The organism is Frondihabitans sp. 4ASC-45 (assembly GCF_049472575.1).
Classification (GTDB): Bacteria; Actinomycetota; Actinomycetes; order Actinomycetales; family Microbacteriaceae; genus Frondihabitans.
Map to the genome: position 1 here is coordinate 25279 of NZ_JBCEBN010000013.1, position 23647 is coordinate 48925.

General features: G+C 65.3%; 18 protein-coding genes and 1 tRNA gene. 3 read left to right on the plus strand and 16 right to left on the minus strand.

Annotation, left to right across the window (positions count from 1 at the left end; translation table 11 throughout):
- Positions 1–141 precede the first annotated feature (141 nt).
- From VH571_RS15760 to VH571_RS15795, 8 genes are all read right to left on the minus strand, one after another.
- Positions 142–921 (minus strand): metallophosphoesterase family protein, encoded by a 780-nt coding sequence (locus VH571_RS15760; protein WP_423265360.1) that lies wholly within the window; start codon positions 919–921, stop codon positions 142–144.
- Positions 922–923: 2 nt separating this feature from the next.
- Entirely contained in the window at positions 924–1688 is a 765-nt protein-coding gene (locus tag VH571_RS15765; RefSeq protein WP_423265361.1) for a type IV toxin-antitoxin system AbiEi family antitoxin domain-containing protein, read from the minus strand.
- Positions 1689–1940: 252 nt separating this feature from the next.
- Positions 1941–3620, minus strand: coding sequence for a hypothetical protein (locus tag VH571_RS15770; protein WP_423265363.1), 1680 nt, complete (start codon positions 3618–3620; stop codon positions 1941–1943).
- Between the two features lie 50 nt (positions 3621–3670).
- Positions 3671–4621, minus strand: coding sequence for a hypothetical protein (locus VH571_RS15775; protein WP_423265364.1), 951 nt, complete (start codon positions 4619–4621; stop codon positions 3671–3673).
- A gap of 322 nt (positions 4622–4943) precedes the next feature.
- Positions 4944–5810: a hypothetical protein gene (locus VH571_RS15780; protein ID WP_423265365.1), complete on the minus strand. Its 867-nt coding sequence runs from the start codon at positions 5808–5810 to the stop codon at positions 4944–4946.
- Positions 5811–6471: 661 nt separating this feature from the next.
- Positions 6472–9612, minus strand: a complete 3141-nt coding sequence (locus VH571_RS15785) for a DEAD/DEAH box helicase (RefSeq protein ID WP_423265366.1) — start codon at positions 9610–9612, stop codon at positions 6472–6474.
- The gene (locus VH571_RS15790) at positions 9609–10475 is read right to left on the minus strand and encodes a hypothetical protein (protein ID WP_423265368.1); all 867 of its coding nucleotides are present in this window, start codon (positions 10473–10475) and stop codon (positions 9609–9611) included. The genes VH571_RS15785 and VH571_RS15790 overlap by 4 nt, the downstream gene beginning before the upstream one ends.
- A 1448-nt stretch (positions 10476–11923) precedes the next feature.
- Positions 11924–12014 (minus strand) — tRNA-Ser (locus tag VH571_RS15795).
- Between the two features lie 124 nt (positions 12015–12138).
- Between VH571_RS15795 and VH571_RS15800 the strand changes: the two genes are divergently transcribed.
- Together VH571_RS15800 and radA are read left to right on the plus strand one after the other, a co-directional pair.
- Positions 12139–13002 carry an SGNH/GDSL hydrolase family protein gene (locus tag VH571_RS15800; RefSeq protein WP_423265369.1) on the plus strand — a complete coding sequence of 288 codons (864 nt, stop codon included), beginning with the start codon at positions 12139–12141 and terminating at the stop codon, positions 13000–13002.
- A 120-nt stretch (positions 13003–13122) separates the two neighbouring features.
- Positions 13123–14484, plus strand: coding sequence for a DNA repair protein RadA (gene radA, locus VH571_RS15805; RefSeq protein ID WP_055964531.1), 1362 nt, complete (start codon positions 13123–13125; stop codon positions 14482–14484).
- Positions 14485–14654: 170 nt separating this feature from the next.
- Here the strand turns inward: radA and VH571_RS15810 are convergent, their stop codons facing one another.
- From VH571_RS15810 to VH571_RS15830, 5 genes are all read right to left on the minus strand, one after another.
- Positions 14655–15041: an SseB family protein gene (locus VH571_RS15810; protein ID WP_055964528.1), complete on the minus strand. Its 387-nt coding sequence runs from the start codon at positions 15039–15041 to the stop codon at positions 14655–14657.
- A 14-nt stretch (positions 15042–15055) separates the two neighbouring features.
- Positions 15056–15721 (minus strand): hypothetical protein, encoded by a 666-nt coding sequence (locus VH571_RS15815; RefSeq protein WP_423265370.1) that lies wholly within the window; start codon positions 15719–15721, stop codon positions 15056–15058.
- Between the two features lie 110 nt (positions 15722–15831).
- Entirely contained in the window at positions 15832–16350 is a 519-nt protein-coding gene (locus VH571_RS15820; RefSeq protein WP_055964522.1) for an amino-acid N-acetyltransferase, read from the minus strand.
- Positions 16351–16425: 75 nt separating this feature from the next.
- Positions 16426–18915 (minus strand): ATP-dependent Clp protease ATP-binding subunit, encoded by a 2490-nt coding sequence (locus VH571_RS15825; protein ID WP_055964520.1) that lies wholly within the window; start codon positions 18913–18915, stop codon positions 16426–16428.
- 2 nt (positions 18916–18917) lie between these two features.
- Positions 18918–19058, minus strand: coding sequence for a hypothetical protein (locus VH571_RS15830; RefSeq protein WP_194601028.1), 141 nt, complete (start codon positions 19056–19058; stop codon positions 18918–18920).
- A gap of 23 nt (positions 19059–19081) precedes the next feature.
- On the opposite strand from VH571_RS15830, the gene VH571_RS15835 reads away from it, so the two are divergent.
- A complete protein-coding gene (locus VH571_RS15835; RefSeq protein WP_123939933.1) occupies positions 19082–20008 on the plus strand; it encodes an NAD(+)/NADH kinase in 927 nt (308 codons plus the stop codon).
- Between the two features lie 54 nt (positions 20009–20062).
- On the opposite strand, the gene VH571_RS15840 is transcribed toward VH571_RS15835, so the two are convergent.
- The 3 genes from VH571_RS15840 to VH571_RS15850 all read right to left on the minus strand — a co-directional run bounded on the left by VH571_RS15840 (position 20063) and on the right by VH571_RS15850 (position 23345).
- Positions 20063–20911: a serine protein kinase RIO gene (locus VH571_RS15840; protein ID WP_423265371.1), complete on the minus strand. Its 849-nt coding sequence runs from the start codon at positions 20909–20911 to the stop codon at positions 20063–20065.
- Between the two features lie 141 nt (positions 20912–21052).
- Positions 21053–21958, minus strand: a complete 906-nt coding sequence (locus VH571_RS15845; RefSeq protein ID WP_423265372.1) for a hypothetical protein — start codon at positions 21956–21958, stop codon at positions 21053–21055.
- Between the two features lie 349 nt (positions 21959–22307).
- Positions 22308–23345: a sigma-70 family RNA polymerase sigma factor gene (locus VH571_RS15850; RefSeq protein ID WP_423265373.1), complete on the minus strand. Its 1038-nt coding sequence runs from the start codon at positions 23343–23345 to the stop codon at positions 22308–22310.
- Between the last annotated feature and the right edge of the window lie 302 nt (positions 23346–23647).

Here is a 23647-nt window from a genome sequence, read left to right on the forward strand (position 1 = left end):
GCAACGAATTGCGTCCGTGACCCACCCGTTCGGCTGATCGTCGCGAGCATCCATGAAGTCATGGTGGACGGCGATCCGTGGTCCCGCAAGTGCCATCGCCCATCGGAGCCAGCGCGCGCTGCCGCTGCGTGGCCTCTCCGGTCACGCCCACGTCCATTCCAAGGTGTCTAGCGTCAGGACGCCGACGTTGCCCGGACGGAAGTCACGGTCCAGGGAATACACGCGTCGACCGTCGGGTAGTTTTCCGGAGGCGCGCTGGTGCAGGTGCCCGTGGAACAGCACCCGAGGCCGTACACGGTTCCACAGGTCGGTGGTGAGGCGCCGTGACTCGGCGGAGGCGGCCAGGCGGTCGGCGGGCCAGCCGTATGGGTTTTGACCAGCGGCGATCCCGTCCGTGGCGGATGTTCCTCCATCGACGGCCTCATGCGTGAGCATGACGTCCGCGTAAGCCCCAGCGGCAGCCTGGTCGAACTGCTTCGGCGAGGCGACCTCTTCGGGCCACCAGTCTTTGCCCTCGACGCGATCGTGGCGATCCAGGGAAGCTGCACCTCCGAAGGATAGGAAGGTGCGACCTCCGATTGCGAATCGGTACCCGCGGGGCAGGCCCCAGATGCGTTCCGAGATCTGAGCGGGACGCCCCTCGTGCCAGCCTTCAATGCTTTCTAGGCGCCCCCAATGGTCGTGGTTCCCCGGCGTGATGAGGAGGCGATCAATACCCTGTCCACGGCAGAGCGAGTCGGCCATGTTGACGAACGCTTTGGCGTGGCGACCCATGCCAATATTGAAGTCCCCGAGCTGCAGAAGTGTGCGCGCCACCGGGGACGCCGATCGGGCTCTTGGAATGACGTTCAGGAGCCAGCTCAGGTTGCTGTGCCAGTCGCCGGCAATGAGGACGTGTGTTTCGTCGTCGAGGTGAAACATGCCTAAGGCCTTTCAATCGAGGGGTAGGTGGAGGTGACGGTGATGTCGCGGCCATCAAATGCTGTCGAGGTCACGACGTCGTCACGGGTGATCCAGGTGTTTCCCGTGCCAAAGAGCCGCCCAAAGGTCTCCGCACCGCTCTCCGCTATCGCGGGGTTGCTAAAGGCGCTGGCCTCGACGATCTCCGAGAACCGTCGCAGGTCGAAGTCGCCTTGCCGGACGGCCTCTTGCAAGTTGTCCCGGATGGCGTCTTCGTCGGCCTGGGCAAGGACCATGTCCGCGATCGCCGTGGCAGGGCGGGCCACTGGGAGCCCAGCCGTCCAAGTCCAGTCCTCTGGCTGAATGGGGTGGACAACGACGTCGATGGACGCGGAGTCTGTTGATGTCGGTTCGGAGAAGAGGAAGAGGCCTCGGGGATAGAAGGGGAAAAAACCCTGCATACTGAGTGCCCACTGCCCAGTGATGACGTCTCGCGGCTGTCTGTACGAGCTTGTTCTTTCGTCGGCGAACTGCGCCGGATGGATCGACGCCCACTCCGCGCGGTAGAAGCTTTCGTACCAGGGCGCCTCGCTTGCGAGATGACGGTAGATGGAAGGCTCGTCAACAACTTCGACAACTTGGTCTGTGACTTTGCGGCGCAGATATTCCGGGGTGAGGCCGACGCGGCGGGCTTGTTCCGACGTGAAAGTGCCGTGTGTACTTGCGGCCAAGCGGGTCAGGCGGCCGTCCAAGCTTTCGGCCTCGTAGATCCACTCGACAACGCTCACGAGAGGACTCCGACGATGTGGCGCCGACCTGTCGCAACGGCAACGATGAGGTCGCGATTGGACGCATGGACCTGCACCAACTGACGCGTCAAGTCGGCGTTCGGAGGTCCAACATTGGCAACAGGACGGCGGTCGATGTGCGGGTCCCGGATGGTTGGGCGAACGAGCTGCTGATGAGACAAGGGCTTTACCTTTCTGGTGGGGAAGACAGGCGGTGCCAGCCGAGTAGGGCTGGCMCCGCCGCGGGTGTGATCAGCGCCGACGACCTTGCGTGACGGGCTGCGGTCCCGTCAGGCGCTTCTTGCTGCGCGCCCTGCGCTGGTGCAGCGCACGGGCTGCGCCCCTACGACGTCTCTTTGGCGGGACGTGCTCGGACTTGGTGGTCTTGATGGTGACCTTGTCGTCGTAGGCGTCGTGGAACAGGCTGACGTTGATCGCGGCGCATTGAAGGGCAAGCAGGATCGCGTTGGGCGTGGTGCCGAAAACGAAGCTGCTGTGCCGGTGCAGGACGCCGCGCCAGATCTTGAAGTTGGAGTTGACGCTCTCCACGGCGGTCCGCATGCCGTACAGCTCCGCCCACCGGGTCGTCCCGAACGGCATCGGCTGACGCTCCCGGGCGCTCTCCTGGGGGTAGACAACAATCGTCGAGCCGCAATCGCATGAGTTCGGTTGGCACTTCGTCTCGGGCTTGCTCATGGCATACCGCCTAGAAATCGCGACGTTCGGGCATCGAAGGCGGCCCGAGATCGCGGGGCCCTTGAGCTGCACGCTGCCGTCAGGCCGCACAGGGCCATTGGCCATGAACGCGTACTGCATACGGCGCTCGTACTTCTCCCGCAGCTTGGTCTTGTTCTCGTCGCTCATGTCGATGGCGAAGTTCTCCAGCTTCCGCAGCTCTTTGGGCAGGGCACTCGTGAACAGCACCCCGTCGATCCAGATCGCGGCCTTGTTGCGGATAGGCATCTTGGAACGCCGCTGGTTCGCGTGTAGGTCATGGATGTACTTGATGCCCCGCTCGTCCAGTCGGCGAACCCAGTTCTCGGCTTTGCAGTAGCTGTAGCCGCGATCAGCGGCGAGCCACTCGGCCTCGAACCCATACCGAAGCGAGTCGATGAGGGCGATGCCGCAATCGGCCTTGTAGGTTCCTGCGGGCCGGAACAGCATGCCGCGGATGAAGTAGACGATCGTTTCGTAGCCAATAAACCCTGCGTCGACCAGCAGGTGCAGGTCGTGCCCGTTGAAGGCGTGGGTGTCATGGTCTTCGGTCTGCGTCCGCCACCCGAGACGGGCATCGAGGTCCAGGGAGCACTGGAGTCGCCCGTCATAGCCGACGCGCGGCCAGCCCTTGGAGCCCCGTTCCTCTTCATCTTCCGGCTCCGGGGCGGGCGGCATGTAGTCGCTGTCGACGACCGGATCCGGCTTCTTGGGCCAGAACTGCTTCTTCGCCGGCGTTGGCACGTCGGTGGAGTCCAACGCTTGAACCTGGGCGGGCTGGAAGACCGGAGGGATGCTGGCCTCGACGATTCGGTTGCAGAACTGGTCGAGGGTCATCATTCTCACAGGGCGAGGCCTGACCTCACCGGTCTTCGGGTTGGCACGATGGAAGCTGCCTTCCGGTTCCAGCAAGCGGGCCATGGCTCTTAGGGCGGTCTCGATGTGATCAGACGTTCCAGCGAAGTCAGCAAGACCAGCAAGGGCCCTTTCTGCCCGGTTGAAGGTGTGCACGAAGCGAGCGATGTTGGACAGGTTCCAGTTTCGGCATGGATCCTGGATCTTGTAGGCGAGGCCGACGATCAGCAGAGTCCGGAAAGACACCAGACGGGACTGTCCGCGGCGCGAGCGATCAAACACCAAGGCGCCGTCGTCCAGCTCCGCCCTGTCGATGATGGTCCGGGAGACGCTCAGCGCCTTCCGGGTGGTGTGAATCGTCATCAGTGGCTGATCGGACTTCACCGGGCGCGGCGCCCGGAATCCTGCGCCCCTCACAATGATCCTCCGGCGAGGCGCATAGCCTCGTCATCGGGATCGTCGCGCTCAGTTAGGTGCGGGACGAGGTCCCGGAGGGAGTGTCCCTCGACCCCTGCCGCCTCGAGGACCGCTGAAAGGCGCACGTCACCGTTGAGGACGTTCACCATCCAGGTGGTGCGAAGGCGAGCAGGCACAAAGCTCGGCGACCAATCGGGCACCTTGAGGCACCGCTTGAGCTTGGAGGTGATGTCCTTCTCGTTCTCACGAACGTGGCCTACTAACGGGCCCTCCGGGTACGCCAAAGCCAGCTCGAACAGCTGCTGGGCGTACTCGTGACGGATTGGGACGTCACGAGGCTTGGGCCCTTCAACGCGTACCGAGACATAGCCGTCGTGGCGAGTGACGTGGTGCGCATGCACCAGAGCCACCTCCGGACCCCGCAGACCCGCCCCAAGGCACAGGTAGAGGATGGCGGCAAAGATGCGACGGGCTTTCTCCGTGGGTTGGTCTTCGAGGATTCGGTCGAAGCCGGTCGTCTGACGGACACTGTAGGGCGCCTTGAGCTTGAGACGCGTGAACGCCTCCGGCTTCGGCCTCCACGGCGCACGTCGAGTGACCTCAGGTCCGATCCGACGCAGCATGGACCTGTGCGTCGTTGCCCGGAGAGGACTAAGCCGGGCGAGGTAGTCGGAGATATACCACTCGACAGTGTCGGGATGGAACAGATCCTCCATCTCCAAGGACAGGTGGTTCTCCACAGCCCAGCGGAAGAAGTAGGACACAGCCACCATCGCGTTCAGCGCCGCACTCGGCGTCGCCGGGTTGATGGATCGCGCACACCCTTCGATGGTTCTGCGGTGCGCGACGAACCATCCCTTCTCGTGGAACCGGGGGCGGTACAGGGAGTACACCTGCTCGGGCTCGTAGATCCACACCCGCCGGAGCAGGACGCGGTTGTGACTCATGCCGCACCTCCCGCAGGACGTGGAATGGGCCCGCGGGAACGGTGTCTCCCCGGGGCGGATGACGGCCCAGGCGGGCGCCGTCGACCAGGCCGTCTGACGAGGCGGCGGGGCCCATCAGTGTCAATAGCTCGGGGCGTTGAAAAGGGAATCTGGGTACGACGCAGAGAGGCTTGCGAACCAATTACAGCTGGAGTACCTTCGAAGCATCCGGGGGCACTGGATGCTTGAAGGCTCTTGCTGGGCGTGCAGATGCACGTATCGGTAGGAGCCTTACTTGCGCCGCTTAGGCGGCTCTTCATGGGGGCAGGTGGGCCTTTCTGGTTTAGGTTGTTCGCTTTTGTCGGTAGATGCCCTTCGACACTCGCTCCAACTGCTTCTGCCGGTAGAGCTGGCTGAGAGTCGAGGCGACTTGTCCACGATTGACATCCGGTCTCGTGTCGCTCATGCGCATGAAGACCTCGGCGACCGTGGTGGGCGTGTTTCCGACGAGACGCCGGACGTGTTCAGTTCGGGACATGTGGCTCAGCGCGAGATCACTCGCTGCGGTTTCGGTCCCGAAGCTTTCGGCAAAGAACTGCCTCAGCTGAATCCACTTCACGTCGTGGGTGGGCGAGAAGTCGTTCCGTTTGGCGATCGACAACTCCAGTTCGGCTCCGAGCGTGAGCAGTTCACCCACGGCAGAAGCAAGCACATCGAGCGTTGCCACACGTTCCTCAGAAGTCATCTCGTCCCTCCACAGACCCAACATTTCCAGGCGGACGGCACCCACACAAGAAGCCAGCGACTCGACCGACTGAGTCTGACTTTTGTGTAGCAGGCGGTAATGGTCGATTACGTCGCGCATACCCATTGCCGTCTCTGGGTTCCTCAAAAAGCGCCCCACATCAGCACTTGTTAGCCAACGCGTCCCATCGATGGTTCTCATCACGCTCGACCGGCTTAGGCCAAACCGAGCCGCAAGTGCGCCCATAAAAACGGCACTCGACGTTGTTTTTTCACGTGATTGCTGCAAATCCTCGTGTTCGTAAAAGCGATCACGGAAGTAGCGGGCGGCAAAGTTCGTGACGGCCCATTCGTACGGAACCTGTTGGTGGCTAGGTGGTTCCCCGTATCCGGGCCATTCCCATTTCTTCGCCCCAGACGGCAAATCGTAAGGAACGACTTTGGGAACGCTGCTTTTTGTCACCACGGAGACACACTATGCCCGGTTCAGGAATGAACCGAAGTGCAAGGAAAGCAGTCGGCGACCCTATCCATGTCGCGACCGTCCGGCTCCCCGTTCTTGATCCCGTTCTTACGTGGGTCTTCTCGATAATGAGGGTGCAGATGAGGGTGGAGTCGCGTGATGGCGTCCACTGAAAGATTTACGGCGGAGCAGATCGTCGCGAAGTTGCGCGAGGCAGAAAAGCTTCAAGCGCAGGGCCTGGCCATCCCGTAGCTGTGCAAGAAGCTCCATGTGTCCGATCAGAGGTTTAACCGCTGGCGCTTGATTTACGGGGCATTGGAAGAGGAAGAGGCGCAGCGGTTGAAGGCTTTGTAGTCGGAGAACGCCCGGCTGAAGCGAATCGTCGCGAAGCGGACTTCTCATGGCGGAGGGAGCAGTGAATGTGAACGTGTCGAGCGGCTTCGGCGGTTAGTGCCGTTCCGGGTCCCGCCACGACGCTTGGATCGTGGTTAGAGGGCCGGCGAGATGGTCGGAAACTCCGCCTGGGCGCTACCCGTGTTCGTCCCTACGTCCACCAATCTCGTAGACCCGCTGGTGCGTGATCCGCCCACCATTGGAAGGGGCCAAGCTTCGCCTCCTGCTTTTCCCGTCAGTACTGGAAAACGCAGGAGGAGTTGTTACAACGCTAGGGGGTGCCGCGGCCCGTGAGGGCGTTCCAGATCAGCCAATGATCTTCGGCCGCTCCAGGAGATCTCGTCAACCTCAAAGCGGTCGACCATTCCGTCAGACTGCGACTGTCGATCCATTCGCGGAGCTGCCCATAGGACTGCGGAGTGCCCTGCTGCGAAGACTCCCAGAGGTACGCGGCCGCACGCGCGGAACTCCGCGGGAGCCCAACCATGCGCATCCAGATCGCCTCGCGCGTGTCGACTCCGAAGTACACCATCGAGGGCACGTGCAGCAGCAGGTCCGAGTCGCCGGTTGAGTTTTGGTGCGCCAGGCTCACCCGCTCCAGCGCGCCCAACCCCCAACTCGCATTCGTCGACAGCCTGCCGTAGAGGTAGGAGGCGAACATGGTGACTTTGTCCTCCCCCTCGCGACCGGGAGCGCCGAATTCTTCACCCAGCTCCGCGATGCTTGCCCCGCCCACCCACGCGCGAAGGGCCTGCGCGATGCGCTCCGCGTTGAACGGCCCCGCATTCTCATCCGGCGCCAACGTCATCTCGGGCACGGAGGCGATCAACTGGATGCGTTCCGTCAGGTCCGCCACGTCCGACCCGAAGAGGCGCGACGGTTCCCAGCTCTCCGGGGTGAAGTCGGTAGGCGCGTCCGTCACGGCACGCTGAATGTGGCCGACCGACGGGGTGGAGAATCCGGTGCCGTCAGCTAAAGCAACTAGGCCTTGTCTGCCCTGCAAGCTGTCGAGGTACCTACGGCAGAGTTCGATAAGACGTCGACCACCGCCGGCATTCTGATCCTGTACGTCCTGGAAAAGAAGGCTCGAGCGAAGCAGATCCTCAATGTCGTCAGATGCTGATGCTGCCCCGCTGACGTGCATTGCGTGAGCGAGATACTGCAAGAAGGCCGACAGCGTCGGGTGGTCCCGGAGGTTGGCGAAGTTAAAGTTCTGACCGATTTCGTCGGCGGCGGTGACGAGTTCTGCGAGCTGGCTGGCGATCCTCTCCGCACCTTGCTCGAAGAAGTCCACCCAATCCTTGCGTTGCTCCGCCGTGTGCACCGGATACGCCACAACGCCGAGGTCGGTATGCAGTCCTCGACCAGCGCGACCGGCCATGTTCCAGAACTGCGCATGGCTGTACTTCTTGCCGTCGCGCCCGCTCGTGCGTCCCTCGACGATGACGTTGCTGATGGGGAAGTTGACGCCCTGGGCGAGGGTGGTGGTACCGCAGACGACGTCCACTTCCCCGTCGCGGATGAGCCGTTCCACGAGGCGACGTGCTTCGAGGGACATTCCGGCGTGATGATAAGCGACGCGGTGCTCCAGGACACGAGACAGCGCGTTGCCGGCGCCAAGTTCGGCTTCCAGGAAACGACGGGTCGCGTCGCGCAGTGCTGACCCGGGGACGGCTGGTTTCGTTGCGGCGATCTCCTGCGCCCGCTGGGCTGCTTTCATGCGCCCGTAGACGACCACGAGGGTGGTGCCGCCGCGATGGCTCAGGGCATCGACGGCGGACCGAGTGATGGCACCGATACCCGAAGGTTTGTTGCCGACGGCGATCAATTCGATGTGTTCGCCGGCCGGCAGATTGGACTGCTCGACCGCCTTGGCGGTGACGAGGTCGATGAAGTTGCGGCCTCGTCCTTCGGATCGGATTTCCAGCGCGCCCACGACTCGCTTGTTGGGTCGCCAGGACACGGTGATGGGGTCCAGTTGCCTAGTGCCGCCGAGCCATCGCACCAGGTCCCGCCCGTTGGGTAGGAAGGGAGACAGGAGGAGGTAGCGGGATCCGGGGCGGTCGCGCTGGATGGTCGCTAGGACGAGTTCGAGGCGTGCACCGCGTTCGCCGTCGTTGAGGTTGTGTGCCTCGTCGACGATGACCATGGACAATTCCTGCATGGCGGGATGGTTGGTCCGAATGAGCAGGTCGAGTTTCTCGGCCGTTGTGACGATAACGCTCGTCTCCGCCGTGAGGAGCTGGTTCTCGGACGGATCCATTTCGAAGACGGGTACCCCCTGCTCGACGGTGATCCCCAACGGGTCCAGGTCCACCCGGAGGTCGTCTGTCACTTGGTTGACGAGAACGCGGGTGGGGACGACGTAGGCGATTGTCGCTGTCGGGTACAGGGCGTTCGTTTGCAGGATCGCCAGTTTGGCCAGGAGCGATTTGCCCGCGCTGGTGGGCATCTGGACGAGCAGCGCCCGCCGGTACGTGTCGAAGAAGTTGCTTTGCAGAGCCTCCTGCTGACTGGGCCACAACTCCAAAAGCGGGCTGCTGGCGTGGCCGGCGACTTGCTGGGCGAAATCGGAGAAGGACTGCCCGAGCCCGTACAGCTGGGACCAGATGGAATTGGAGACGAGGGCAGTCAGACTGCGGTGGACCAGTCGCGTCTCGGTCTCCGTGTCCATGTCTCCGGCCGCTTCGAATGCTTGAGCGGCGCGACTAGCGTGACGGTCCAGCTGCACCGTGATGCGTTCGGTGACGCCGTCACCCGTTTCGAGGAAGCGTCCCACGACGGTGACCATTTGTGCCAAGTGGTAAAGCCCCACCAAGTCCAGAGCAGCGTCGCGTTGCTGCTCGACCTGGTCGAGGAATTCGCTTTCCAAAGCTTGTTGACGCTCGCGCAGTCCGCGCAGCAAGGCGAGGGCCAACGCGATGTCCGCCCACCCGCCATTTTTCCGCGTGAGCAGGATCAGGCTGAGGCGCACATCGCCAAGAACCTGGTCGCGCCAGTTGACGTCCCGGACGGCCGTCGGCGAAGCCAGCACCTCGGAGAGTTCTTCTGCAGACGGGATTGACGTCCCGAGAACCTGACGCACCTCGGTGACGCGCTTGGCAAGGGTGCCGGACATCGCAAGACGCAAACCCGCCTCGTAAAGGTCTGCTTCGCCCAGTTCCGCCTGGCGTTCCAGAAGAAGGCGCCAGAAGGTGAACGCCTGCTCGTACAGTTCTTCCGCGGCGGCACCTTCCGTGTCGAGGGCGCGGAGTTCCAGCACGAGCGCCATCCGGCGAAGCCCCCGCAGGTCATCGACCTCGGCGAACGCTCGAAGCGGGCTGATTCGGCCCCGGATCGCGCGTTCTTCGGCGGCACGGGAGACGTCATCGAAACCGGCGGCGCGAACCACCCGGTCGATGATGTCGGTCATGACTCGCCTTCCTCGGGTGCATCGGGATCTGTCGATGCCAGCTGGTGGAACAAGTCGATCGTCGCTTCGATGTCCGCCGCGTCAGTACGGACGATCATGAAGTCCACTTTGCCAGGATGAAAGTCATCCGGCGCGCTCCGGAAGGAACCGAAATCCGTCTCCGCGCCGTGGCCTGCGGGTCGCACCAGCAATGAGGCGGAACGGAGGTGGACCTGGTCGTGATTGCCCTTCTCCAGGTGCGCTAAGGCGACCTGGAACAACATGAAGGCGTCGCCGCGCGCCCGACGGGAGGCGCCAGCGATCTTGCCGATCAGCTTATCCATGTCGGACATGTGGTCAAGGTGCTGATTCCGGAGGGAATCATCTTTCGTCTCGACGACCGCAGGTGGGCTTTTGGCCTCCGCCGACACCTTCGCCTCGCCGATCAGGACGACCACCACGTCGCGGCCTGCGGAGTCGACGCTTGTCGTCACGCCGATCTGATCGACGCCTCGGCCGGGAAGGTGGACGAGTTCCCGGTCGCGGGTCGACCGGTAGCCGTAGAGATAGCCGTGTAGTTTCTCGCCGAGGTACCCCATCAACGCTTCCGCGAGGTCGGACCGGATGACGCTGAAGTTGCCCCCAGCTCGCGGTGGAATCATCGTTCGCAAGTACCTGGCCTGGATCTGCTGGACGTCGACGACGTCGATGTCCGCGAACACGCTCGGGTCGAGCACCTCATCGGTTGACGTCCGAAGCTCGCGGTAGATCGCCGCGACGTCCATAAGCCAATCGGTTCCAGTCGCTTCCACGATGGTGAGCCGATGGTCCCCGCTCTGCTCCGACCACACACTGTCGAATTCGTCCGGAAGCGTCGCCGTCATCGTCGCCGCACAGCGGTAGTTTCCGTGTCCCCCACAGCGACGAGCGTATGGGATGGGCGACCGCACGGTCGACCCCCCGCTCGGGGCGGGCCGCGAAAGCGGCCGACGAACCGTGACCATGTTCGCTCCAATCCCCGACTGGTGTACTTATAGTGTAGCAATACTGCTACGTAATGGAGAGGTCAAAGGACAACGTGATGAGTCCCCGACCGGCGCGGTCTCCTCGCGAACCGGAGCTTTCTCGGTTGCGAGCGGCCGGCGAGCTGCGGAAAAGAGCTGACGCGAACTTGAGAGTGGCGGTGACGTCGGCGGCACGGGCCGGAGGATCCGTGAGGGAGATCGCGCGCGCGGCGCAGTTGAGTTCAGCGACCGTTCGGGCATGGTTGCAGGCGCCGAAAGAGGGCGCGTGACGAGCGCTTCTGGAACCCCAGCGCCAACGAAGTCATGCACGCTCTCGCCGGCACGACGAGACCGTGCGCGCATGCGGAGATACGTCGCCAGCGAAAGGATGGCTCCTCAGAACCGGCAGGGGCATCCCGCTCCCGAGCGAGACGCTAACTGGGTGACGGCTCGCATGAGCCACGCCCGTGCGCGCGTCTTGAATCACCGCGGTGCAGGCCTACTCACGACGAGTGGTGAGACGGGCATGCTAGCTATCCCTCGACGCGCCGAGCGATGATGTCGACGACAACCCGTGGCTACGCGCCTCATCGGTGCCCGCTTCGGCAATGCGGGTCGTCGTCGTTGCTCACTCGATCCTCCAGTGAGACGTTCGAGCGAGGGCCTGCGGCGCTCCCGTCGGCAAGCCGCAGGTTCAGTTCGCGGCTTCTGTGGACGATCGTGGCATCCAGGACTTCCACCAAGCCGGCTCGATCGAGCATCTGACCGATCGCGATCCAAACCAGCGCCGATAGAGGCGCCGCTTCGCGATGCGGACGAGGACATGAAGGTCACACCACTGCTCGTTGGCGAGAGCGACGGAGACACGACGACACAGGACCCCAGCTCGGAAGAGGTTGTGCTCGCCGACAGTTCCGCTCATTCCTCTCTCCCGTACGTCCGGCCGTCGGCCTGCTCCTCGTAAGCGTGCGGCGCCCTGGCCAAGGGCTGATTGTTCTTATACAGCCCTTCGAGATGCGATGCACTGATCCCCCGCGTTTGACATGAGGCAAATCCGCCAGCGTCTGAACGTCCACGACGGCACCGGGCAACCGCGCGGCTCCAGGCCAGGGGCGCGTCATCCCAGTCCGCAAATGGGGCGACCGCCCAAGCGCGGCTCACAAGCCACAATGGCCGTCAACATCGCGAATGCACGGCCGGGCGTCATTTCGGAATGAATGAAAAGCGCCATCATGCTCGAACGAAATGGGCGCGCAGTTCCGCATAAGTAAAGGCGGTCCGCTTCTAAAGGGCTAGAAGCGAACCGCCTAAAGGGCTGGATCAGCCTGTGGCGGTACCGGTGGGATTTGAACCCACGGTGGAGTTAACCCCCACACATGTTTTCGAGACATGATCCTTCGGCCGCTCGGACACGGTACCGAGAGCGAGTTTAGTACAGATTCGGGAGCTTGCCGAATCGCCCGGATGAGCCGACGGATCCTGCGCTTCGGCCAGGCGCAGACGGCCGAGCGGCCGCACACCCGCGAGGGCGTATCGTGCCGGAATGACCAACACGAAGGCGATCGCCGGAGCGGTCGGCGGAGCAGCCGCAGCAGCCGTCGCGGGCACGGCCTACTACCGCCGCTTCATGGCCCGCCGCCAGGTCGCGGCCGACGTGCTCAACAGCACCTTGCCCGTGCATTCGAAGTGGTGGCGCGAGCGCTTCGCCCAGCAGGGGGCGCTCAGCTACGTGGCTCTCGGCGATTCGGCCGCCCAGGGCATCGGTGCGTCGGCTCCGTCGCGCAGCTACGTCGGCCGCATCGGTCAGCACATCAAGCGCACCACCCGCTCGACAGTGGGCGTCAAAAACCTCGCGGTGAGCGGCTCCACGACGCGCCTGTGCAAGATCAATCAGGTGCCGCGCCTCGCCGATCTGACTCCTGACATCGTCACGGTCGCGATCGGCTCGAACGACGTCGGAGAGTTCAACGCCGCGAAGTTCGAGAAGAACATCCGCGCCATCTACGGGGCCCTCCCCCCGCACGCGATCGTCGCCGACCTGCCGTTCATGCTGCTACCCGACCTCGAGAAGAAGGTCGCCGTCGCGAACGAGATCGTGCGCCGTGTCGCCGGGGAGCTCGGCCTGACCGTCGCCCCGCTCTATGCGACCACCCGCCGACAGGGCTACATCGGCACCTACCGCAACACTGCGAAAGACCTGTTCCACCCGAACGACAGGGGCTACACGGTGTGGGCGTCGGCGTTCTTCCCCGCCATCGACGCCCGCCTGGCCCGGATCGCCGCCGAACGGGCAGCAGCCGACGTGACCGCGTCGCGCCGGGTCACGAGCGTTGCCTCGGCCGTCGCCGACCGGGCTCACGGGGCTGCGATCGCCCGATCCGACGACGATGTCACCGCGACTTCCTGAGCCGAACGCCAAACCCAACAAACCAAGGATCCGCGGCCACCCCCGCTCGCTCCACCCGCACCAGCCGGGCCCCTGTGAGCATCACCCGCCGGTGTCGGTGGCACCACCTAGAGTTGCCCCATGGCTCGCCCCACCTCCACTTTCCGCTGCACCGAGTGCGGCTGGTCGTCGATCAAATGGGTCGGCAAATGCGCCGAGTGCCAGTCGTGGGGCACCGTCGTCGATGCGTCGGCCGCGGTCGCCTCGAGCCGCGGCGTCAGCGCGATCGCGGTGCCCGCCGATCGCGCCGCACGACCGATCACCGAGATCCCGGCCGAGAGTGTCTCGCACTGGCCGAGCGGCATCGCCGAGTTCGACCGGGTGCTCGGCGGCGGTATCGTTCCCGGGGCCGCGATCCTGCTCTCGGGCGAGCCGGGCGTCGGCAAGTCGACCCTGTTGCTCGAGGTCGCGTCGCGTGCCGCCGCGCAGGGTGCTCGTGTGCTGTACGTCACCGCCGAAGAGTCGGCCTCGCAGGTGCGGCTCCGCGCCCAGCGCACCGGCGCCATGCACCCCAACCTCTTCCTCGCCGCCGAGGTCGATCTCGCCGTGATCCTCGGCCAGATCGAGCAGACCAAGCCGTCTCTCGTGATCGTCGACTCGGTGCAGACTGTGTCGTCGTCGGCCAGCGAGGGCATGGCGGGCGGTCCGTCGCAGGTGCGCGAGGTGGCCTCGACCCTGGTGCGCGTCTCAAAAGACCGCAACCTGCCGATCCTGCTCGTCGGTCACGTCACCAAAGACGGCAGCATCGCCGGTCCGCGCCTGCTCGAGCACCTCGTCGACGTCGTCTGCCAGTTCGAGGGCGACCGTCAGACCGCGCTGCGCTTCATCCGCGCCCACAAAAACCGCTTCGGCCCGACCGACGAGGTCGGCTGCTTCGAGATGACGGGCGACGGCATCGCCGAGGTCAAAGACCCGTCGGGCCTGTTCATGTCGCGGGGCGGCGCTCCAGTGAGCGGCACCTGCATCACCATCTCGATGGAGGGCCGCCGTGCCCTACCGGTCGAAATCCAGGCGCTCATCGTCTCCAGCACGGCGCCGCAGCCTCGCCGCGTGGTCAACGGCGTCGACGCCTCCCGCGTCGCCATGCTCCTCGCTGTGCTCGAACGCCGCGCGGGCATCCGCCTCGGCGATGCCGACGTCTACGTCTCCACGGTCGGCGGCATCAAGCTGACCGAGCCCGGCGCCGACCTCGCCATCGCACTCGCCCTCGCCTCGGCCAGCCGCGAACGCGCCTACCCCCACACCCTGGCGGCCGTCGGCGAGATCAGCCTCGCGGGCGAGATCCGACCCGTCTCCTCCGGCAAGCAGCGCGCCTCCGAGGCCGCGCGGCTCGGCTTCACGCAGATCATCGACTCGTCGTCCGAGCACCTGCGCGAAGCGCTCCGGCAGGCGTTCTCGAGCGCGTCCAGCGACCGCGACCGCGAGCTCGACGCCGCGTTCTAAGCCCCGACCGTTCAGAAGTCTGGCAAAACCGGCCGATCCGGGCCCTGGAACCGTCCCTCCGGGCTACTTCTGCCAGAGTTCTGAACCGTCAGCCTACGATTTCGGCGCTTTTAGGCCCGCAACGCGCCTCAATCGCCCGATTCGGTAGGCCGGAGGCCCGCCAGCAGCACCTACGCGCGCAACGCCCGCAGCAGATCTTCCGGGTTCGCGGCCATCGTGTGCGGCCCGGCGATGTCGAAGAACACCTGCTCCAGCACGTCCAGGTGCGCTTCGATGAAGTCGCGCAGCTTCGCCCCGTCGTAGAGCATCACGAGTCGCACCTTCTCATTCGGCACCATGGCCTTGTACGTCTCGGCCGACGAGAACAGCAGCAGGATCCGCTTGTCGGTGTTCTCCCGCCCGAAGACCCGCACCTGCTCGTCTTTGCGGTCGGCGAGCACCAGGCGCGGCACGACCACCACGTCGTTGCGGAGCGCGAACGCGACCGCGGCGACGTCTTGAGCGGCGAGCGCCTGCTCGAGCTGCTCCGAGCGGAATTCAGGTTTCGGGGATGCCATTCGATGGTGCCGTTTCAGTTCAGAATCATGAGCGCCGACGTGGCCGATTTGATCGACCCGACGGCGACGGACAGGTGGTAGCTGGCTCCGCCGGCCGGCACCGATGCCCGCGAGCTGTTGCAGGTCGACGACGAGGATCGCGTGCGATCCCAGGCGATGGCCGGGGTCGTCAGCGTCTGGCCGGCCTTCACCGTGATCTTCTGGTGGGTGCCGTTGACCTGGCAGTCTTTCGACGACCAGTACGTCTCGGCGCCGGAGGTGATCGACAGCACCTGCTCGGCCGATCCGAGGTCGAGCGAGCACGCCGACGTCGACGTGTTGGTGATCGACATCGAGATCTGCGGCTGCTCCAGCGAGGTGTACGAGGCCTGGTCGGCGACGGGCTTGAGCGTGATCGCATCCGCGTCGCAGGTGGCATTCGAGGCCGAGGCCGTAGGGGCATCGGTGGCTTTCGACGTGGCGGCGGCCGTGGGGGCGGGCTTCGGCGTGGCAGTGCGTGAAACTGCAGGATCCGACGTGGTCGGGGTCGAGGCGGGCGTCGCGTCGGATCCTGAACCCGGCTTTGCCACGATCAACACGACGATGATCACCACGAGCACCAGCACCCCGATGACGATCGCGCGGCGACGCCAATACACCGAGCTCGGTTCCGAGCCGACGGGATGCTTGATCGACGACATGCGCACAGGCTAAGCGCCTGCCGGTACCGCGACCCGGATGTGCCCGGCGAGTCACGCGGGCGTGCGGCGGATCGTCAGGCGGAGCCCCGGTCAGACGGGTCGACCGCGGCTCAGACCGGGGGCAGCACCTTGAGCATGCGCGTGTTGCCGAGGGTGTTCGGCTTGACGCGGGCGAGGTCGAGGAACTCCGCGACGCCCTCGTCGGACGACCGCACGAGCTCGGCGTAGACCTCGGGCGAGACGACCGATTCGCCGATCTCGAGGTAGTCGTGCTTGACGAAGAAGTCGACCTCGAAGGTGAGGCAGAAGATGCGGCCGACGCCGAGCGAGCGGGCGTCGTTCTCGAGCCCCTCGAGGAGCTTGTGGCCGACGCCGTGGTGGATCCACTCGGGGTCGAGCGCGAGGGTGCGCACCTCGGCGAGGTCGTCCCAGAAGACGTTGAGGGCGCCGCAGCCGATCGGCACCCCGTCGGGGTCGAGCGCGATCTGGAACTGTTGGATGCTGCCGTACAGCGTGACGTTGTCTTTGCCCAGAAGGATCCGACGGCTCACGTACGGCGCTATCAACCGTTGGATGTGGGGCACGTCGCTCGCCAGCGCCTTGCGGGTGGTGATAGCGGCAGACGTCATAGTCGCAAGCCTACGGGAACGCCGAAGGCGGCCCTCCCAGTGGGAGAGCCGCCCTCGAAGTGGTGCGGTTCAGACTTACGCCTCTTCAGCGCCCTTGTCGAGCACCAAGACCTCTTCGCGGCCCGGCTGACGCCCGGTCTCGAAGGTGAACTTGCCGTCGACGTAGTCGACCTTCACGTGGTCGCCGGCGTTGAGCTCACCCTGGAGGATGTGCTCCGACAGCTGGTCTTCGACCTCGTGCTGGATCGCACGACGGAGGGGCCGAGCACCGAGCGACGGGTCGAACCCGACCTTGATGAGCTGCTCCTTGGCCGCGAGCGAAAGCTCGGCGGTCATGTCGCGGTCGAGCAGGCGGTCAGAAAGACGCTTGACGAACAGGTCGACGATCTGGAGAAGCTCCGGCTGCGTGAGCTGCGGGAACACGATCGTCTCGTCGACGCGGTTCAGGAACTCGGGCTTGAAGTGCTTCTTGAGCTCCTCGGTCACCTTCGAGCGCATGCGCTCGTAGGAGGTCGCCGTGTCGCCCTCGATCTGGAAGCCGACGGGGCCACCGGTGATGTCTTTCGTTCCGAGGTTGGTCGTCATGATGATGACCGTGTTCTTGAAGTCGACGACTCGACCCTGACCGTCGGTCAGACGTCCCTCCTCCAGAACCTGGAGGAGCGAGTTGAAGATGTCGGGGTGAGCCTTCTCGATCTCGTCGAACAGAACCACGGAGAACGGCTTGCGGCGGACCTTCTCGGTCAGCTGGCCGCCCTCTTCGAATCCGACGAATCCGGGAGGGGCACCGAACAGACGCGAGACGGTGTGCTTCTCGCCGTACTCCGACATGTCGAGGCTGATGAGAGCGTTCTCGTCGTCGAAGAGGAACTCGGCGAGCGCCTTGGCCAGCTCGGTCTTTCCGACGCCGGTCGGGCCGGCGAAGATGAACGAGCCCGAGGGGCGCTTCGGGTCTTTCAGACCGGCGCGGGTGCGTCGGATCGTCTTCGAGAGCGCGGCGATCGCCTGCTCCTGGCCGATGACCCGCTGGTGCAGCGCCTTCTCCATGAAGACGAGACGCGAGGTCTCTTCTTCGGTGAGCTTGAAGACCGGGATGCCCGTGGCCTGAGCCAGAACCTCGGCGATGACGCCCTCGTCGACGGTGCCGGAAGCTCCGACATCGCCCGAACGCCACTGCTTCTCGAGGCGGAGACGCTCACCGAGGAGCTTCTTCTCCTCGTCGCGGAGCGAGGCGGCCTTCTCGAAGTCCTGATCTTCGATCGCGGCCTCCTTTTGGCCGCGGACGACGGCGATCTTCTCGTCGAACTCGCGCAGCTCCGGCGGGGCCGAGAGGATCGAGAGGCGCAGGCGGGCGCCGGCCTCGTCGATCAGGTCGATGGCCTTGTCGGGCAGGAAGCGGTCGGCGACGTAGCGGTCGGCGAGGTTCGCCGCGGCGACGATCGCGCCGTCGGTGATCGAGACCTTGTGGAACGCCTCGTACTTGTCGCGCAGTCCCTTGAGGATGTTGATCGCGTGGGGCAGCGAGGGCTCGTGCACCTGGACGGGCTGGAAGCGACGCTCGAGTGCGGCGTCTTTCTCGAAGTGCTTGCGGTACTCGTCGAGCGTGGTCGCGCCGATGGTCTGCAGCTCGCCTCGGGCCAGGAGGGGCTTGAGGATCGAGGCCGCGTCGATCGCGCCCTCGGCGGCACCCGCACCCACCAGGGTGTGGATCTCGTCGATGAAGACGATGATGTCGCCGCGAGTGCGGATCTCTTTGGTGACCTTCTTCAGGCGCTCTTCGAAGTCACCGCGGTAGCGGCTTCCGGCGATGAGCGACCCGAGGTCGAGCGAGTAGAGCTGCTTGTCTTTAAGCGTTTCGGGCACGTCGCCCTTGACGATCGCCTGGGCGAGGCCCTCGACGACGGCGGTCTTGCCGACGCCGGGCTCACCGATCAGCACGGGGTTGTTCTTGGAGCGGCGGGAGAGGATCTGCATGACGCGCTCCATCTCCTTCTCGCGCCCGATGACCGGGTCGAGTTTGTTATCGCGCGCAGCCTGGGTCAGGTTGCGACCGAACTGGTCGAGCACCTGCGACCCACCCTGCGGGCCAGCCTGCGTTTCTCCGCCCACTGCAACCGCCTCCTTGCCCTGGTACCCCGAGAGAAGCTGGATGACCTGCTGGCGCACCCGATTCAGGTCGGCGCCCAGCTTGACGAGGACCTGTGCGGCAACCCCTTCACCCTCGCGGATGAGGCCGAGCAGGATGTGCTCGGTGCCGATGTAGTTGTGGCCAAGCTGCAGCGCTTCGCGCAGGCTCAGCTCGAGGACCTTCTTCGCACGGGGCGTGAAGGGGATGTGTCCGGTCGGCTGCTGCTGGCCCTGACCGATGATGTCTTGGACCTGCTCGCGCACGGCGTCGAGCGAGATGCCCAGCGACTCGAGCGCCTTGGCGGCGACGCCTTCGCCCTCGTGAATGAGGCCGAGCAGGATGTGCTCGGTGCCGATGTAGTTGTGGTTGAGCAGCTTCGCTTCTTCTTGAGCGAGGACGACAACGCGACGGGCACGGTCGGTGAATCTCTCGAACATCTTCAAACTCCCTTGGTGACGGGCTGGAACGTCACCGATATGACGGTCGACGCCCCGAGGGGGTGGGCGTCGCGTATGTCGAGAGTAACCACGGCACGGGCGGGAGTCTGCCCCTGTTCGCTGGCGGCGTGACGGTCTTCCAAGCGTCGCTCACTAGCCTCGGGTCATGGGCAACTACACGGTCGGTCTCATCCCCCACCCCACGAAGCCGGTCACGCCGTCGATCGACGTGCTGCGCGAATGGCAGGGGCCGGCCGGCGCCCACCTGATCGCGCTGACCGACGATGCGGCACGGGTCGGGGAGGGCATCGAACTGGTCGACGAGGCCACGTTCGTCGAGCGGGTCGACGTCGTCGTGTCGCTCGGTGGTGACGGCACGATGCTGGGGGCCATGCGCCTGGTCTCGCAGCGCCCCGTGCCGGTGCTCGGAGTGAACTACGGCAACGTCGGATTCTTGGTCGAGATCGAGCCCGCCGAACTGCCTGGCGTGCTCGACACGCTCGCGTCGAACGAGTTCTCACTCGAGTCGCACCACGCAATCGAGGTTGTCGTCTCGTCGACCGGATTCGAATCCTCCTTCCTGGCCTTCAACGACCTCTCCGTCACGCGCCGCCCCGGCCAGGGCGTCGTCACCGCCGATCTGCTCGTCGACGGCACCCCCTACGGCTACTTCAAGGCCGACTCCGTGGTCGTGTCGACGCCCGCGGGCTCGACGGCCTACAACTACGCCGCGGGCGGCCCGGTCGTCAGCCCCGCGGTTGCCGCGACGATCGTGACCCCGGTCGCTCCGATGGCGGGGATCGACCGGACCATCGTGCTCGGGCCCAAGGAACTCCTCAAGTTCGTGGTCGGCGCGGGCACCCGGTCGGCGGCACTCGAGCTCGATGGACGCGTGGTGTCGGACGTCGGCGAGGGCGCCGTCATCAAGGTGCGCCTCCGCGAAGACGCGGGCATCGTGGCCCGCCTCGACGCGGGACGCCACGGCCGCAAGGGCCGACTGAAGCTGAGCCTGATGGACCTCCCGCTCCGAGAAGACCAACTGCTCGAGTTGGTCCCCCCGGCGGTCCGGGCCCGCTTCCTGCGCCAGCACTGACCCGCTCGCAGACCCCTCCCAGCCCAGGCTCGGGCTCTAGCTCTGGCTTGGGCTCTAGCCGCCGAACACCTCCCCCAGGCATTCCGCGAACAGCTGCTCGACGTCGCGCACGAACCCCCTTCGGGCAAACCACGCGGCTACGTTTCGGCAGTCGCGTTCGAGCAGGGCCACCCCGTTCGGATTGCTCACCACGTCGACCAGCTGCGGCAGATCGATGACCACGACCCGCCCCTCGTGCACCAGCAAGTTGTACGGCGAGAGGTCGCCGTGCGCATACCCGGCTCTCGCGAACCCGAGCAGGATCTCGACCACCTGTTCGTACAGCGGCTCGAGGTCCGCCCCGTCGGCCTTCATCTGAGCCAGGCGCGGCGCAGCGGTAGCCCCGTCGCCGATGAACTCCATCAGGATCTCCGTGCCCGAGATCTGCACCGGGTACGGCACCGGCAGACCTCGCGCGTAAAGGCGAGAGAGAGCCTCGAATTCGGCCCAGGCCCAGAGCCCGGCCTGGACCGAGCGGCCGTGGGCGGATCCTCGTGCCATCGCCCTGCCGTCTCGGGTATTGCGGGTGCGGCGGCCCTCGCGGTACTGAGCTCCGCGGTGGAAGTCGCTGGTCTCGGGGCCCCGGTATCGCTTCGCGGCGAGAACCGAGGATCCGGCACTCCCGTCGCTCGGCCTCACGTCGAGGGGCACTCGGCGTTCGATGAGAAACACGTCGGCCTCCTTGCCCGACTTGACGATGCCGAGTTCCGTGTCGATCGCGGCGGCGCTCGTCACGACCCAGTCGGGGAACGGACGCGGGCCTCGTTCGAGCGGTTGCGTGGCCGGCCAGGTCGACCAGCGTTGGCCGTCGCCGAGAGCGGCTTCGGTGAAGGTGGGTACGACGAAATCGTCGGAAAAAGTCAACGGATGTCTCCAGGACGGAGGCCACCGCGGCTTCTAGAAGGCGGCGACCTCGGGGAAAGAAGGATTCATGGCGCTCTCGTTCGATGCAGTCATGGTCTTCACCTCTTTCGGTCGCTCGTGGGCGTCTTCCGCCGGTGCTCGTCACGCTATCGCCTCCGATCCGATGTGTCGAGAGAGACGGTCGATCAGTGCCCTGGGCGCACCGAAGTCGTCGTCGGTCACTCGCAGCACTCGCCAGCCCGCGTCGTGGAAGCTCTCGTAGCGCAGCACGTCTCGACGCCACTGGCCCCGGTCGCTGCGATGCTGATCGCCCTCGTACTCGATCACCTTCTTCTGCCGCCGGTACACGAGATCGCCGTGCCCCAGCACCCGCCCGCCGTCGTCGGTGACCTCTCCGTTGAGCTCGGGTGGCTCGGGCAATCCGCCCCGCACGATCAAAAGCCTGAGCTCGGTCTCTTTCGGCGACCACACGTTCGGCCGGATCCACCCCAGGGCCTCCCGCAGCTTCCGAGCCCCGCGCCTGCTGCCCCAGCGCCGCGCCGCCGCCTGCAAGCGCTCGACCGGGAGCTCCCTCGCGGCTTCGAACGGCGACCACCGCCCGGCGAGCGCGTCGCCCATGATGACGACGTCGTCGAGCGGCAGGAGCGCGGCGCACTGCAGCCAGCACGTGACGGGGTCGACAACGGGGAGGATGTCGACGAACCGACCGCGTACACCCAGGGAGCGATGGGCGACGACACCCGGGCGGCTCGGATGCGCCCCACTCGGGCTGATGACGTGCAGCGGGCCGGATCCTGCGCCCCTGGGAAGAGGGAGACCCCATAACGCGGCGGCCGTGAGGTGGCTGAACAGATGATCCGACCGCAGAGCGGGCATGAGCGCCGCACACCGTTCTTCGATGGTGGAGACCGGCCCCGCGACGCGAATGCCGTGATGCGGCACTAGAAGATCGGGGGCGTCGATCCGTGCCCGGCGGAGGCCCAGAGCGCGTGCCTCTGCCACGGCGAAGGGAGCGCCAAGCAGGAGGGGAGGGAGGGGAGATCTCATGCATCAAGCCTGGCGATCGGGGCTACCCCCGGACGGCGAGCACCCAATTCTGTGGAGAGATGCGGGCGCGTAATTCCCTGTGGGGGCTTGGCCGCGTTCTCGAGTGCCGCCAATTGCAGCCGCCCTGCCTCGGGCGGCGGCATTAGGCGGCACTCGCACACCAGCCGCCGAACCCGCGCACCCCGAGTGACGGCAAATGCCGCCGGGCAAGGCCGGGAGGCGACATTAGGCGGCACTCGGCGGGCCGGCCGACCACCGCCCACCACCCACAGCAAAGGCCCGCCCGTGCTCAGCACGGACGGGCCTAACAACGCCGACAAACGGGACGGGGCGGCCCCGGGAGACGCTCTTACTGCAGGTACAGCTGCAGGTCTTGCGACACGGCCTTCGCGAACATGCGCAGGCGGGCTCGCGACTCGACGCGCGAGACGGCCTGGCGCGACGAGTGGACGCGCTTGGAGATCTCGTCGAGGGTCATCGGCTGGTCGTCGTCGAGGCCGAAGCGCATGCGGATCACGCGGGCTTCGTCGTCGGGCAGGCCTTCGACGAGCGAGTGGATGTCGCGGTTCAGCAGCGACGTCTCGGTCGCTTCGCCGGGCGAGGGGGTCTCTTCGTCTTCGATGAAGTCGCCGAGCTCGGAGTCTTCGGCGTCGCCGACGACGGTGTGGATCGAGACGGGCTCGTGCGAGCGCGACTTGAGGTCGACCAGGTCGGCGACCTCCATCGCGACCTCGGCGGCCACCTCGTCGACGGTAGGCGCACGGCCCAGGTCGACGGTGAGGTCGCGCTCGGCGCGAGAGATGCGGTTGATGCGCTCGACGGTGTGCACCGGAATGCGGATGGCACGCGCCTTGTCGGCGAGGCCGCGGGCGATGGCCTGGCGGATCCACCAGGTGGCGTAGGTCGAGAACTTGTAGCCCTGCGTGTAGTCGAACTTCTCGACGGCACGAACGAGGCCGAGGTTGCCCTCCTGGATGACGTCCATGAAGGGGAGGCCACGCTGCGTGTAGCGCTTGGCGATCGAGACGACCAGGCGGAGGTTCGCCGTGATCATGCGGTCTTTGGCACGCTCGCCATCGTGGATGAGCCAGCGGTAGTCGCTGCGGTCGGAGGCCGAGACCTTGCCGGCGGCGTCGAGCTCGGCGAGCTTCTCCTCGGCGAAGAGGCCGACCTCGATGCGGCGGGCGATTTCTGTCTCCTCCTGGGCGTCGAGGAGGGGCATGCGGCCGATGTGGCGGAGGTAGTCGCCGACCTGGTCGGTCGAGGCGCCTCGCACCTGCCCGAGGACTTCGACTTCGACGTCGTCGTCAGCGGAGGTGGTGGTCTGTGCGGCGGTGGTGGCGCCCTTGGTGTTCGCGCGGACGTTGCTATCGATAGTTGTCGACATGTTTTCTTCTCCATCCCTAGCGAAATCAGGCCCCTGCTGAGACCCCGATTCGACGGTGAAGCTCCGATGCTCGGATGTTTTCGCCGCACTACGAGTCTTCCGAGCGGGTACAGCCCTCCCAAAATCGTTCAGGGCGTTCCCAAGTAATCTTTGGGGACGCTCCCAGAAAAGACGGCGTAGTGGGGTACGCCACTGCACATTCTTTGACATGCAGTGCTGTTCGGGTGTACGACCCGTTCTCTCTCAACGGGGTACGCCAGACCCAGGCAATAGCGCTGATTTCCCAAGGTTCCGTACCCCCG